Origin of the sequence: Streptosporangium sp. NBC_01810, from assembly GCF_035917355.1 — a bacterium.
Taxonomy (GTDB): Bacteria; Actinomycetota; Actinomycetes; order Streptosporangiales; family Streptosporangiaceae; genus Streptosporangium.
The window spans coordinates 930,249-944,967 of record NZ_CP109070.1; the positions used below are offsets into that span (position 1 = coordinate 930,249).

Here is a 14,719-nt window from a genome sequence, read left to right on the forward strand (position 1 = left end):
TGACTGTACCGTGAGAGCGCTCTCACGAGCATCACGGTATCGCAGGGATCGTGTCAAGAAAAATGAGACTGTAACCGTAATATCACAGTTCTTGACATTGCATGGTGCGCGGACAACTCTTCGAGAGAGCGCTCTCTCACTCCCCGGCAATGTACATATGGAGGAAGGTCCATGTCGCTCCTCTCTCGGCCCAATCGTGCCGTCCTGGTGGCGGGCACCATAGGGCTGGCGCTGGTCGCCACCGCATGTGGATCCACGGAGGCCAAGCCATCGGCGGGCGGCGGCAGCAGCACGCCCCCCGAATGCGCCGCCTTCAGTCAGTACGGTAAGCACGAGGGCAAGACCGTCAGCATCTACTCGCCGATCCGCGACGCGGAGGCCGACCTCTTCGAGCAGGCGTGGAAGCCGTTCGCCCAGTGCACCGGAATCAAGATCACATACGAGGGCACCGGCGAGTTCGAGGCCCAGATCCAGGTCCGCGCGGACGGCGGCAACCCGCCCGACATCGCCTTCTTCCCCCAGCCGGGTCTGCTGGAGCGCTTCGCCAAGGCCGGCAAGCTCAAGCCCGCCTCCGAAGAGGTCAAGAAGCTCACCGGCGAGGGCTGGTCGGCGGACTGGGCCAAGTACGCCACGGTCGACGGCACCTTCTACGGCGCTCCGCTGGGCGCCAGCGTGAAGTCCTTCGTGTGGTACTCGCCGAAGATGTTCACCGAGAAGGGCTGGGCCGTCCCCAAGACCTGGGACGAGCTCATGACGCTCAGCACCACGATCGCCGGCACCGGCGTCAAGCCGTGGTGCGCGGGCATCGAGTCCGGTGACGCGACCGGCTGGCCGGCCACCGACTGGATCGAGGACATCCTGCTCCGGGAGATCGGCCCCGAGGGCTACGACGACTGGGTGAGCCACAAACTGCCGTTCAACGACCCCAAGGTCGTCGCCGCGGTGGACAAGGTCGGCGCGATCCTCAAGAACGACAAGTTCGTCAACGGCGGCTACGGCCCGGTCAAGTCGATCGCCAGCACCGCCTTCCAGGAGGGCGGCGTCCCGATCACCGAGGGCAAGTGCGCCCTGCACCGCCAGGCGTCCTTCTACGCGAACTTCTGGCCCGAGGGCACCAAGGTCGCCGAGGACGGCGACGTGTTCGCCTTCTACCTGCCGGGCAACGACCCGGCCAAGAAGCCGGTGCTCGGCGCGGGCGAGTTCGTGGCGGCCTTCACCGACCGCCCCGAGGTCCAGACCGTCCAGGCATACCTCGCCTCCGCGGAGTTCCCCGCCGCCCGGATGAAGCTGGGCACCTACGTCACCGCCCGCAAGGGCGTCGACTCGGCCAACGCCCAGAACCCGATCGACAAGCTCTCCATGGAGATGCTGCAGGACCCGAGCACGATCTTCCGCTTCGACGGCTCGGATCTGATGCCGGCCGCGGTGGGCGCGGGCACGTTCTGGAAGGGCATGACCGACTGGATCAACGGCAAGGACACCAAGACGGTCCTCGACTACATCGAGGCCTCCTGGCCCAAGTCCTGACCTGACTGACGGGTCCGGTCCCGCGTGACGCGGGACCGGACCGTCGTTCCCCCCCGGCCCGATCCTCCCGGGAGATCCTCCGATGGATTTCGACTTCGCCGCAGAACTGCCCAAACTCGTCCAACTGCTGATCGGCGTCGCCGCGTTTCTCGTGGTGGTCGCGGTGATACTGGTGCTGGTCGACCGCGCCCCGATGCGACGGCGCGCCTGGACCCACGCCACCATCCTGCTGCTGCCCGCACTCCTGTTTCTCACCATCGGCCTGGTCATACCGGCCGTGAGGACCACCCTGCTGTCGTTCATGAGCGGTGACGGCAAGCAGTGGGTGGGCATGGACAACTACGGCTGGATGTTCACCCAGCCGGAAGCGGTGACCGTGCTGCGCAACACCCTCATCTGGGTGCTGCTCGTCCCGCTGCTGGTGACCTCGGTCGGGCTGATCTACGCCGTCCTGGTGGACCGCACCCGCTTCGAGTCGCTCGCCAAGTCGCTGGTCTTCCTGCCGATGGCGATCTCCTTCGTCGGCGCGGGCATCATCTGGCGCTTCGTCTACGCCTACCGCTCCGAGGAGCAGGACCAGATCGGCCTGCTCAACCAGCTCGTGGTCGCCGTCGGCGGCGAGCCGCAGCAGTGGCTCCAGGAGCCCCCCATCAACACGCTCTTCCTGATCGTGGTCATGGTCTGGATCCAGGCGGGCTTCGCCACGGTGGTGCTCTCGGCGGCCATCAAGGGCATCCCCGCCGAGATCGTCGAGGCCGCCAAGCTGGACGGCGCGAACCCGATACAGATGTTCTTCAGGGTGACGCTTCCCTCCATCCGCTCGGCCATCGTCGTCGTGATGGTCACCCAGTCGATCGGCACGCTCAAGCTGTTCGACATCGTCCGCACCATGACCGGCGGTCAGTTCGACACCAGCGTCATCGCCAACGAGATGTACAACCAGGCCTTCCGGTACGGCGAGACGGGCAAGGGCGCGGCACTCGCGGTCTTCCTGTTCGTACTGGTCACCCCGATCGTGATCTACCAGATCCGCCAGCGCAGGGAGGCCCTGAGGTGACCGGGCGAGCAGGCTGCGCGAGCACGCCCCGGACGAAGGAGGCCACGTGGCCACGTTGACCCAGAGCGCGGTGCGGAGCAGGGGGGAGAACGCGCCGCAACGCGTACGGCGGCGGCTGAGCGGCCGGGTCGCCAGCGCCGTCGCGATCGTCATCGCCGTCCTGTGGACCACTCCGACCTTCGGCCTGCTGCTCTCCTCGCTGCGCCCGGAGGACCAGATCAAGACCACCGGCTGGTGGATGTTCTTCTCCGACCCGCAGATCACGCTGGAGAACTACCAGGAGGTCCTGTTCGGCACCTCCTCGTCATCCGGCCAGATGATGAGCTTCCTGATCAACTCGATCGTCATCACGATCCCGTCGGTGCTCTTCCCGCTGGCGCTGGCCACCTTCGCCGCGTACGCGCTGGCCTGGCTGCCGTTCCGCGGGCGCGAGTGGATCTACATCGGTATCTTCGCGCTGCAGATCGTGCCGCTGCAGATGTCGCTCGTGCCGCTGCTGTCGTTCTTCTCCGAGGGCGTGGCCGTCTTCGGCGTCCAGCTGATGCCCGCCTGGGACCTGGAGGGCCCGGCCCGCTTCGTTCAGGTCTGGTTCGCCCACACCTGCTTCGCGCTGCCGCTGGGCGTCTTCCTGCTGCACAACTTCATGTCCGAGCTCCCCGGTGAACTGGTGGAGGCGGCCAGGGTGGACGGGGCCAGCCACGGGAAGGTGCTGCGCACGATCATCCTGCCGCTGGTCGGGCCCGCGCTGGCCACCTTCGCCATCTTCCAGTTCCTCTGGGTCTGGAACGACCTGCTGGTCGCCCTGATCTTCGCCGGCGGCACCCCGGACAGCGCCCCGATGACCGTACGGCTGGCGCAGATGGCCGGCACCAGGGGCAACGAGTGGCAGCGCCTGACCTCGGGCGCGTTCGTCTCGCTGGTCATCCCGCTGATCGTCTTCCTGTCGATGCAGCGCTACTTCGTCCGGGGCCTGCTGGCGGGCAGCGTCAAGGGCTGATCGGCGGTGCCCGGCTGTGCTTCCGAGCCCCGGCGGGCGCCCCGGTCCGGGGCAACGGCGCGATCCGGCTCGGCCGCAGCCCGCTGGGCGGTGGCAGCGCGATGGGCTCCGACACCATCTGCGCCGCGCTGCGCGCCGCCCGCCGCGACGGCGTCAAGGCCGTCGTCTTCCGGACCGACAGCCCCGGCGGCTCGTACGTGGCCTCCGAATCGTCCCGCTCGTCCTTCACCGTGACGACCGTCACCCCGGTCACCACCTGGGCCATGGACTCGACGAACTCGTTCATGCGGAAATCATCCCGGAGCCCGGCAGATGCTCCGCCCCCGCCCGGCAAGGCCGCCGTCTCAGGCTCTTGCCGGGCAGGACCGACTCCAGACGGAGTCGATCTTGACCGTGTCCGGTCACAGACTTCCCGCCACGCTCGTCACCGATGATGCGACGCCCTCATCACCAGCGGATGCCCGAAAATATGTCTTTCGTCATGGTTTCTCATGGATGCCGCCGCCTCTTACCAGGCGTGAGCTGGACTCTTAAGGAAACCGCTCCCAGGCGAGCCACGCGAGACGACCGAAGGTGATCACACCTTCCCTCCGCGTCGTCGTTTTCATCTCGCCACTCCACGACTATGCGTCACATCTCACTCACGTGTTCGATATCTCATCTCCCCAAACCTGACCGCCGCGCCCTTTATTTGTTCCTTATGGAGATCTTGCGGACTTAAGTGATCTATATGTACTTTTTGATCGTTTGCTTGCACCTGACGCACTCTGAACCGTCAGCTCCGGCCTCGTCCGGTTCCCATGACGAACTGGGGTAACGCGGGGACACTCGTTCTCGCGCTGACGTGTTCGGAGGATGACGGCGTATGCGCCGCTTGTTGTCATGGGGCCGTTCGTCTCGATCTTCAACCGGCGTGAGTCTCATCACCTTGGTGACGCTGATCCCCGGCCTCCTGCTCCTGCACGCGGAACCGGCGGTCGCCGACTTGAATCCGGCCATCGCGTCCCTTGCCGTGCGGGGCGAGCCGGCACCGGTTCAACTGTCCGGAACGGCAGCCGGTCTGCCCTCCCTCGTGGGAACGGACCGCACGGCGACAACGGTGCAGGTGAAATCCCCTTCGAAGGAAGTCGCCGCACCGAAGAAGGCGCTGCCCCTCGAAGGCCGGTTCGTCAAGGAAGCGGCGCCTTCCACCACGACGGCTCCCTCCCTGTCGAAGAAACAGCAAAAACAGCGAGAACAAGACACGTTGTCGATGCAGGCGCTCGCAGACCTCCGTGCGGAAGCGTCTCACCATGGCGGTCCAACTACGCGGTCGCGCAGGGGGATCGGCTTGCCTCGGCCGGCCGGATCTGGGAGGCGCTTCAGGCCATCGCGGGATGGGCCAATACGACGCCGCCGGAGAATGGCTTCTCATGGGTATGGGCGGACCGGGGAGCGTGTCCGCTGCCCCCCGCTCCGACGGTCACCTCCATGACCCCCGCCGACGAGGCACTGGCCATGACATTGCAGCCGACGCTGTCGGCGACGGTGACCTCGTGGGCCGGCGGCGTGGCCGGCTTCGACTTCCAGGTCTGTGACAGTCCGTCGATGTCGGGCAACTGCGTGAACTCCGACGACTACGACAATGTCTGCTGCGGACTGTCCGGCCAGTGGCCGTTGCCCGAAGGACTGCTGTCGTGGGGCAAGGAGTATTGGTGGCGGGTGTACGTCACCGACGCCTCCACCATCGGCGGTCAGGGCAGATACTCCTCGACGCGTTCCTTCACCATGGGAGTGCGCCAGCCCACGATCACCTCGAACCTGTCGGCCCGGGGTGTCAACGGCCAGGAGTTCCACCAGTCCACCGGTAACTACACGACGACCTTCACCGACGCGGTGGTCAACACCGCGGGGTTGCCCCTGTCGGTGGTGCGCTCCTACAACAGCATGGACCCGCGCCGTGACGGCGCGTTCGGGGCGGGCTGGTCGACCCGTTTCGACATGCGGATCGTGCCGGAGACGATCCGCGGCTTCGAGGCGCTTCTGGTGACCTACCCCGACGGGCGCACAGTGCGTTTCGCCGACAAGGGGGACGGGACCTTCCAGCCGCCGCCGGGCACCTACGCCACCCTGGCGACGGTCACCGGGGGCGGCTGGCGGCTGATGGACAAGTCGTCCACCTCCTACCTCTTCGACACCCAGGGCCGGCTGCTGCGGGCGACCGACAGCCAGGGCCGCGGCCAGGAGCTGACCTACGGCACCGACGGCAAACTGAGCGAGGTCACCGCGACCGGCGGCAGGTCCCTGTCGTTCACCTGGACCGGCGCGCACGTCACCACCGTGTCCACCGCCCCGGTGAACGGGGCGCCGTTGACCTGGACCTACTCCTACACCGGTGACCGCCTGACCGAGGTCTGCGCGCCGACGACCGCCTGCACCAGCTTCGAGTACGGCGCCGGATCGCTGTATCGCAGCTCGGTCCAGGACGCCGACCCGTTCGGTTACTGGCGGCTGGGTGAGGCCTCCGGCAATGCGGCCGATCTGGGCTGGGGCGCCGGTTCGGCCTCCTACTCCGGGGCGACCCGAGGGCGTCCGGGAGCGCCGGCCGGCAGTACCGACACCGCGGTCGAGCTGACGAGTTCGGGCTATGTGGAGCTGCCCTCGGGCCTCATGCCACGACTACATCAGCAGGGAGCGGTGGAGTTGTGGTTCAAGTCCACCGGGACGGGCCGCCTCGTCTCCTCGGGAGAGTGGAGCAGCACGCTGGACCCGGTGGTGCAGGTGGGCGCCGACGGCAAACTACGGGCCTCGCTGCGGCCGACCGCCTCGCCCATCGTCTCGACCGCCGTGGTGAACGACGGTGCGTGGCACCACCTGGTGTTCACCGTCGCCGCCGACAAGCAGACCCTCTACCTCGACGGCCTCCCCGCCGGAACGCTGACCCAGCCGGTGGCCGCCGACAACCGCGGCTTCACCCGGATCGGCGGGGGGCTGGCCGGGACCGTCGACGAGATCGCGGCCTATGACCGGCCGCTGACCGCGGCCGAGGTGGCGGCGCATTACGCCGCCCGGGTCGAGGCCCCGAACAAGCTGACGAAGATCACGCTGCCGTCGGGGCGGGTATGGGCGACCAACACCTACGACTCGGCAACCGAACGGCTCACAACGCACGTCGATGCCAACGGGGGCACCTGGCAGATCGGCGCCCTGGCCTACAACCGGACGACCGGCCAGTCCACCGTGACGGTCACCGACCCGCGCACCGAGACGCTGACCTACGTCTATGACGCCTGGCGTGGCTACCGCCTGGTCAGCCGGAGCGACCAGCTCGCCAAGGTCACCAAGTACGCGTACGACACCGGCGGCTTCCTCAAGACGGTCACGGACCCGAACAACAACGTGACAGAGCGCTTCTACGACAAACGCGGCAACCTTGTCGGGGTCAAGCAATGCCGGAGCACGAGTAGTTGCCAGACCGAGCGCCATGCGTACTACCTGAACACCAACGACCGGTTCGACGCCCGCAACGACCGGCCGATCGCCTCGCGGGACGCGCGCTCCTCCAGCGCCACCGACAACACCTACGCCACCAAGTGGGAGTACAACCAGCACGGCGAAACGCTCAAGCAGACCACCCCGGCCACCATCGACTTCCCCAACGGCCGGGCGACCACCTTCACCTACACCGACGGCACCGAACCCGCCGTCGGCGGCGGCACCACCCCGGCGGGCCTGCGCAAGTCGGCCAAGGATTCCAAGGATAACGAGACGACCTACCGCTACACCGCCGCAGGGGACCTGGCCGAGCAGACCAGCCCATCAGGATTGAAAATCCAGTTCGCTCATGACGCACTGGGGCGGGTGACCTCGCGCACGGAGATCTCGCAGACCCACCCCGGCGGGGTGGTCACGACCTCCACCTATGACGGGCTGGGCCGGGTGCTCACCCACACCGGTGCCGGAGTGAAAAACGAGATCACTGATGTGACGCACACCAGACAGACCCGTTACACCTACGACACCGACGGCAACAAGCTCACCGAGACGGCCGTGGATATGACCGGCGGTGATCCCGACCGGAAGATCAGTTACACCTACAACTCCGCCGGCCGGGTGGAAACGGTCACCGGCCCGGAAGGTGCCGTGGCCAGTGTCACCTGGAACACCGACGGAACCCGAGCCGGCATCACCGACGAGAAAGGGACGGTCTACACCTACGCCTACACCAAGCGCGGTGAACCGACCTCCACAACGATCAAGAACTGGACCGGCAGCCCGGTCGCGCCTCAGGCCGCGCAAGATGTGGTGCTGGAATCCTTCTCCTATGACCCTGCAGGCCGCCTGGCCGGTGAGGCCGACGCGATGGGTCGCAAAACCTCCTACACCTACTTCACAGACAACCGCCTATCACAGGTGATCGGCGACGACGTCCGGCTGAACGGTTCCACCACCACAACGGACGTGGTGCTGGAGGCCAACACCTACGACGCGGCCGGCAACCTCACCAAGCAGGTGACCGGCGGCGGCAAGGCCACCGAGGACCATGTCTACGACGCGGCGGGCCGCCTGACCTCCACCACATTCGATCCCACCACGCTCAACCGCAAGACCGCCTACACCTATGACGCGGTCGGCAACGTCACCAGAGAGGACCTCACCGGCGCGGGCAGCACCCGAGTGGAATCCACTCTCTACGCCTACAACGCCCTGGGCCAGGTGACCCGTCAGACCGTGGAGAACGGCTCCGACGACCTGGTCTCCACCTGGTCCTACGACGACCGCGGCCTGGTCACCGAGGCGACCGACCCGCGGGGCAACGCTTCTGGCGCCACGCCTGCGGACTTCACCACCACAATGCGCTACGACCTCGCCGGGCAGCTCGTGGAGTCGAAGTCCCCACAGGTGAAGATCGACAAGGCCGGATCCGCCACCAACGGGCGCCCCACGGTGAGATACGGCTACGACAGCGCCGGGCTCCTGACCCAGAACGTCGATGCCGAGGGGCGGGTCGTCACCTCGGCGTTCGACAGGGTCGGGCGCCTGACCTCAACCACCCTGCCGTCCTACACCCCGCCGGGCGGCGGTTCGCTGACCCCCCAGGTCAGCTACGGCTACGACGCCGCCGGCCAGATGACCAGCTTCACCGACCAGCGAGGCCATGTCACCTCAGCCGAATACGACGCGCTGGGGCGTCAGGTCCGGGTGACCGACCCGGGCCCGTCCGGGCCCGGCGGTACATGGGTTTCGGAATACGACCTGCTGGGCGAACCGCTCACGGTCATCGACCCCACCGGCGCGCGCAGAGAAGCCACCTACGATGATCTCGGCCGCAGAATCACCAACACCCAGATCGAGCGCAGGCCCACCACCACCGCGCTCACCACCACGTTGACCTACGACACCGCGGGCAACCTCACCAAGAGCGTCGCACCGGGTAACAAGACCACCAGCTACACGGTCAACGCCGCCGGGCAGGTCACCGCCATCATCGACCCGCTCCTCAAAACATCCGCCATCGGATACGACTTCCTGGGCCGAACCGCCAAGGTGACCGACCCGCTGGGTAACGCCATCGAGGCCGAATACGATCTCGCCGGACGCCAGATCGCTGCTAAAGACCTCACCAGCACCGGAGCAGCCGTTCGAACATTCGGCTTCGGCTACGACCTGGCGGGCAATCCGACCAGTCGCACCTCCGGCGAGGGGCACGTCACCCGCAAGGAGTTCGACGCGCTGGGCCGGATGACCTCGCTGATCGAGCCGGTCTCCGCCAGCACGTCGATCACCTCGACGTTCGGCTACGACGCCACCGGAGCGCGCACCCGCATCACCGACGGCCGCGGCAACGCGACCTGGACCGGCTACAACACCCTCGGCCTGGTCGAATCGGTCATCGAACCATCCACCGCCGCCCACCCCAATGCCGCCGACCGGACCTGGACCAGCCTCTACGACGCCTCCGGCAACGCCGTGGCCACCCTGCAGCCCGGCGGGGTACGCATCGACCGCACCTTCGACCCCCTGGGCCAGGTGATCGAAGAGAGCGGCAGCGGCGCCTCGGTGGCCACCCCGACGCGGAATTTCACCTACGACGCCGCGGGCCGCATCACCGCGATCGGTGACTACACCCTGGAGTACAACGACCGCAGCCTCCTGACCAAGGCATCCAAGGCGACCAACCAAATCGCCGCCTACACCTACGACGCCCTGGGCAACCCCACCCAGCGCATCGACGCCACCGGCACCGCGAACTACACCTGGGACAACGCCGGCCAGCTGAAGACCGCCGGCGACCCGGTGACCGGACGCACCTGGACCTACGGCTACGACGACGCCGGCCGGCTCACCAGCAAGACTTCTGCGAACCCGGTCAACACCCAGACCTACGCCTACGACGCCGTCGACCGGCCCACCTCCCAGACGTTGAAGAACAGCTCCGGCACCGAACTGTCGAAGATCGTCTACGGGTGGGACAAGGACGACAACCTCACCACCAAGACCACCACCGGCACCGCCGGCGCGGGCACCAACACCTACGGCTACGACCACGCCGGACGCCTCACCTCCTGGACCGCCCCCGGCGGCGCCACCACCGCCTACGAATGGGACGACTCCGGTAACCGCACCAAGGCCGGGGACGAGACCTTCGTCTACGACGAGCGCAACCGGCTTACCTCCGGCGCCGGCACCGACTACACCTACACCCCCCGTGGCACCGTGGCGTCGGAGACCAAGGCCGGCGTCACCCGCAACCTCACCTTCGACGCCTTCGACCGTCTGATCTCCGACGGTGACGCCTCCTACGGCTACGACGCGCTGGGCCGGATGACGTCGCGCACCAAGGGGACAGAGCAGCAGCGCTTCACCTACTCGGGCCTGGAAAACGACATCGTCGCCGTCGCCGACAGCGCCAACACCACCCTGGCCAAGTACGGCCGCGACCCCTTCGGCGGCCTGCTCAGCCTGCAAGAAGGCGCCGGGCCGGCCCTCGGGACCATGACCGACCTACACGGCGACGTGGTAGGCACCTTCTCCGGCACCGCACTGGTCGACTCGGTCGCCTACGACCCGTTCGGCGAGGTCACCCACCGCTCCGGCACCCAGCGCACGCTGGGCTATCAAGGTGAGTACACCGACCCGGACACCGGCAAGGTCAACATGCACGCCCGCTGGTACCAGCCCGGCACCGGCACCTTCGCCTCCCGCGACGACTGGACCCTCAATCCCAACCCGTCAATCCAGGCCAACCGCTACGGCTACGGCAACGGCAATCCATTGGTCAACGTTGATCCCAGTGGACATGCGCCCTGTTGGGCGATAGGACGGATATTCGGCCCCCTCTGGGGTCTTAATTGTAAGTTAATTACCGAAACCGAATGGGTGGGTCGTCTGCAACCCGCTGTTGCGACAGGCCCTTGCAATGGACCAATGGACCCGCGCCCGCATTGTCCCGGTGCTCCAGGTCCCGCTACTCCAACCGCAAGTTCTGGCTGCCAAACTCCAAGTTTTCCGGGGTGCCCGCCTAAGCAAACTGGCGGCAACAGCATAAAAGGTGGCACTCAAAGCGCTCCGACAGGCGGCAATCCCTGCCGCAGCTGTGGCAGTAATCCTGCGCCTACGCGGCCGAAGCCGAAGCCGGTAGAGCCACCATATAAACCTGATTTCGACCCAAATAGCAAGGACTTTATAAACGACCCGAATAACGCAAGAAAAGATCGGAATCCACCTACTCCTGACGAGCTCCACTGTAATTACGGTCGGGAACGCCCGAAGAACTTCGGCGGCTGTACAGGTGGAATCGATATCATCGGCGGAGGCGGAGGCGGAGGGATTCCTTGCGAGCAGTGGAATCCTGGAAACTGCGGCGAACCGAGCTCCGTAAAGCCGGTCGGTTACACGCCATCTGATTCTCCCACAACCCTGACCTATCCCCAGGAGCCTCCATCCACCCTGCAAAACCTCGCGGATGGATGCTCAGGAAGTTTCCTGTGCGACTTCTTTATCGGAGACGCACTCAACTGCGCAGCCAACCCATCCTTGGGCAGCTGCGCGATGGGGGTGATCGGATTCATCCCCGGCGGGAAAATCGCCACGACGGCAGCCAAGCTGGGCAGCAAGTTCGCCAAGGGAGCGCAGGGCGCCGCTAAAGCCTGCAAGCGCAACAGTTTCATAGCAGGAACTCTCGTCCTGATGGCCGACGGAACCCAAAAGCCGATCGAAGACGTGAAGGTCGGCGAGTACGTGCTCGCCACCGACCCCGAAACCGGCCGCACCGAAGCCAGAGCCGTCACCGTCCTGATCCCAGGAGAAGGCACCAAGAACCTCGTCAAGATCACCGTAGACATCGACGGCGACAGAGGTGACGCCACCGCCCCGATCACCGCGACAGACGAGCACCCCTTCTGGGTCCCCTCCCAGCGCGAGTGGACCGACGCCGACGAACTCCAGCCCGGCATGTGGCTGCAGACCTCAGCCGGCACCCACGTCCAGATCACCGCAATCAAAAAGTGGACCACCACCCAACGCGTCCACAACCTGACAGTCGACGACATCCACACCTACCATGTCCTTGCAGGCGACCAGGCTCTCCTTGTTCACAACACCATCCCGGACGTTGGTACCTATAGTGAGATGGCTCCATCAGGTCCAGGTAAGGAGCGACACCATATCCCGCCGCACTCGACGAGACCGGCTGGCAGTAGCTACGGCAAAGGCCCGGCGATCCGGATGGACAAGCCCGACCATCGGGCTTTGTACTCCACGGGCTCCTCACGGGAATCGCAGGCATGGCTACAGTGGCAAAAAGAACTCATCGGCGCCGGAAAACATTCCGACGCGATGGAAATGGAGTATCGCGATATCCAGCAACGTTTCCCGGGGAAGTACGACTCTGAGATCAACGCGCATCGCGCACGGTTCGCCGGGGGTGCCTCGTGTCCGTAGTGAGATTATGAGCCGACGATCGGAGGCGCGCAGCGATGGCTGAACGGATGCTCGAAGTCCACGTCGGCTCGGGACTGGACAGTCTGCGGTTCGGCATGGACGAACCACAGGTTAGGGCTGGGTTGGCCACTCTCGGGAATGTAGTGGACTCCACGGCCCCCGGGGGTGCACTCAAGCTTCGCACGGAAGGCCTCGATGACTCATTCTCCGTATACGCCAGCTTCGGGTCCGGCGGGTTCCTGTTTACCCTTGAGGTTTGGCGACCGAATGACACCAATTTGATCGACCTGAATCTGTATGGTATTCCGATCTTCGCTACTCCTGCCGACAGTGCCCTGGTCCAGCTTGCCGAGATAGGGCATCGGCTCGACTTTGAAGATAAGTATCACCCGGTACTACCTGAAGCGTCGATCGGCCTGGACCGTGAGAGCGGTGACGACTGCGACAACGACGGCCTTGCTCGCTATTTTCAGTCAATATTTATTGCTCCAGATGGTTATTATTCCAATTAGCCTACGACTGACTAGGGAACGTGACTGTTCAGGTGCCCTTTCCTCGTGAGGTTGGGCGTGGCATGGGCATGATCGGACTCATGGGATGATCTTCGGGTGATTCCGGCTGAGGGCGAGCGTCCGTCATACGGCGAGCTTGCCGCTTTGGTCGTGACGCTGACCGCCCGGCTGGATGTGCTGGAAGCGCGGGTCGTCGAGTTGGAGGCGGAAAACGCCCAGCTCAAAGCGGAGAACGCGGAGTTGCGGGCTGAGAATGCCGAGCTGCGGCGGCAGGTAGGGCGAAACTCGCGTAATTCCTCGCAACCTCCGTCGGCCGATGGCCTGGCCAAGCCACCGCCCAAGTCGATGCGGGGTAGGAGCGGACGTCGCCCCGGTAAGCAGCCCGGCACGTCGGGGACGGCGTTGATGCAGGTGGACTGCCCGACATGGACGGTGCCGCACCTTCCATCTGCGTGTGGCGGGTGTGGCGGGGACCTGACCGATGCAACCCCGGCGGGCGTTGCGGTGATTCGGCAGGTTTTCGACATCCCCGAGGTCAAGGCCGAGGTCACCGCGCATGAGTTGCACGCCCTGGCCTGTGGCGGTTGCGGGACGGTGACCCGTGCTGCGGCTCCGGCGTTCGCCACGGCCCCGGCGGTGTACGGGCCACGGGTGAGCGCGCTGGCCGCCTACCTGTCCGCCCAGCACCACATCCCGGTTGGGCGGGTCGCCGAAGTCCTCGCCGATCTGGCCGGGATCGAGGTGTCGACCGGGTGGATCAGCGACACGGTCACGAAGGTGGCCCAGGTCCTGGCGCCGGTCAACGCACGGATCCGTGACGCGATCGCCGCTGCGAGCGTCGCGCACTTCGATGAGAGCGTCACCCGCGTAGGCGGCAGGAACCACTGGCTGCACGTGGCCGCCACACCTGTGCTGACCGCCTACCACATCGACGCCCACGGGCGCGGCACCGAGTCGATCACCGCGTTCGGGATCCTTCCCCGCTTCACCGGCGTGGCCGTCCACGACGCCTACCGCTCCTACCAGGCATTCGAGGGCTGCACGCACGCCTTGTGCAATGCGCACATCGTCCGGGAGGCCGCCGGGATCGGCGAGTACGACCTTCGCGCGCGGGCCGATGGCTGGGCTGAGGCGCTGGTGCTGTTACTCGGTGACGGATACCGGTGGGTGGCCGCCTGGCGAGACAAAGGGCATGACCGCCTGCCGGACTTCAAGCTGAAGGACCTGTCCCAGCGCTTCGACGACCTGGTGGAACGAGCGTTGACCGCGCATTCCCCACGCGGAACGGGCAAGCAGAGCCCTGCACGTAACCTGGCGCTACGCCTGCGAACCCGAAAGAGTGAGGTGCTGCGGTTCGCCACCGACTTCACTGTGGCGTACTCCAACAACGTCGCGGAGCAGGCCATCCGTATGATCAAGACGAAGACCAAGGTCAGCGGTGGTTTTCGCACGCTCAAGGGCGCCCAGACTTTCCTGGCCTATCCGCGGCTACATCTCCACCGTCCGAAAGAACGGTCTCCGCGCCGCTCACGCGCTGCACGACGCGCTGCTCGGCAATCCCTGGATGCCCGCACTCACGCGATGACCTGAATAGTCACTAGGGAACGAGAGGGTTTTCAATTTCTGCGGGATAAATGTATAGCCAGGCCTTCCCGTTGCCGCCAGTACTACCGCCATGACTTAATGCCACTCTCCTCGCCGGAC

7 protein-coding genes are annotated in these 14,719 nt (G+C 65.8%); 6 read left to right on the forward strand and 1 reads right to left on the reverse strand.

Translation table 11 applies throughout. The features are described 5' to 3' along the window. The first annotated feature begins 171 nt into the window (after positions 1 to 171). The 3 genes from OIE13_RS04335 to OIE13_RS04345 all read left to right on the forward strand — a co-directional run bounded on the left by OIE13_RS04335 (position 172) and on the right by OIE13_RS04345 (position 3,581). Positions 172 to 1,527, forward strand: coding sequence for an ABC transporter substrate-binding protein (locus tag OIE13_RS04335; protein WP_326829563.1), 1,356 nt, complete (start codon positions 172 to 174; stop codon positions 1,525 to 1,527). Between the two features lie 82 nt (positions 1,528 to 1,609). Next, positions 1,610 to 2,584: a carbohydrate ABC transporter permease gene (locus tag OIE13_RS04340; protein ID WP_326829564.1), complete on the forward strand. Its 975-nt coding sequence runs from the start codon at positions 1,610 to 1,612 to the stop codon at positions 2,582 to 2,584. 46 nt (positions 2,585 to 2,630) lie between these two features. Then, entirely contained in the window at positions 2,631 to 3,581 is a 951-nt protein-coding gene (locus tag OIE13_RS04345; protein ID WP_326642644.1) for a carbohydrate ABC transporter permease, read from the forward strand. Here the strand turns inward: OIE13_RS04345 and OIE13_RS04350 are convergent. Continuing rightward, positions 3,571 to 3,867, reverse strand: a complete 297-nt coding sequence (locus OIE13_RS04350) for a hypothetical protein (RefSeq protein WP_326830341.1) — start codon at positions 3,865 to 3,867, stop codon at positions 3,571 to 3,573. The genes OIE13_RS04345 and OIE13_RS04350 overlap by 11 nt on opposite strands. A gap of 1,184 nt (positions 3,868 to 5,051) precedes the next feature. Here OIE13_RS04350 and OIE13_RS04355 point away from each other — a divergent pair. The 3 genes from OIE13_RS04355 (at position 5,052) to tnpC (ending at position 14,605) form a co-directional block, all read left to right on the forward strand. Then, entirely contained in the window at positions 5,052 to 12,503 is a 7,452-nt protein-coding gene (locus OIE13_RS04355; protein WP_326829565.1) for an RHS repeat-associated core domain-containing protein, read from the forward strand. Between the two features lie 35 nt (positions 12,504 to 12,538). Continuing rightward, positions 12,539 to 13,015, forward strand: a complete 477-nt coding sequence (locus OIE13_RS04360) for a hypothetical protein (RefSeq protein WP_326642640.1) — start codon at positions 12,539 to 12,541, stop codon at positions 13,013 to 13,015. 96 nt (positions 13,016 to 13,111) lie between these two features. After that, positions 13,112 to 14,605 (forward strand): IS66 family transposase, encoded by a 1,494-nt coding sequence (tnpC, locus tag OIE13_RS04365; RefSeq protein WP_326829566.1) that lies wholly within the window; start codon positions 13,112 to 13,114, stop codon positions 14,603 to 14,605. Positions 14,606 to 14,719: the final 114 nt, after the last annotated feature.

Bases quoted from the DNA above. Each gene is read 5' to 3' on its own strand.
- OIE13_RS04335 (WP_326829563.1), top strand. From the start codon at position 172: ATGTCGCTCCTCTCTCGGCCCAATCGTGCCGTCCTGGTGGCGGGCACC.
- OIE13_RS04340 (WP_326829564.1), top strand. From the start codon at position 1,610: ATGGATTTCGACTTCGCCGCAGAACTGCCCAAACTCGTCCAACTGCTG.
- OIE13_RS04350 (WP_326830341.1), bottom strand. From the start codon at position 3,867: ATGAACGAGTTCGTCGAGTCCATGGCCCAGGTGGTGACCGGGGTGACG.
- OIE13_RS04355 (WP_326829565.1), top strand. From the start codon at position 5,052: ATGACCCCCGCCGACGAGGCACTGGCCATGACATTGCAGCCGACGCTG.
- OIE13_RS04360 (WP_326642640.1), top strand. From the start codon at position 12,539: ATGGCTGAACGGATGCTCGAAGTCCACGTCGGCTCGGGACTGGACAGT.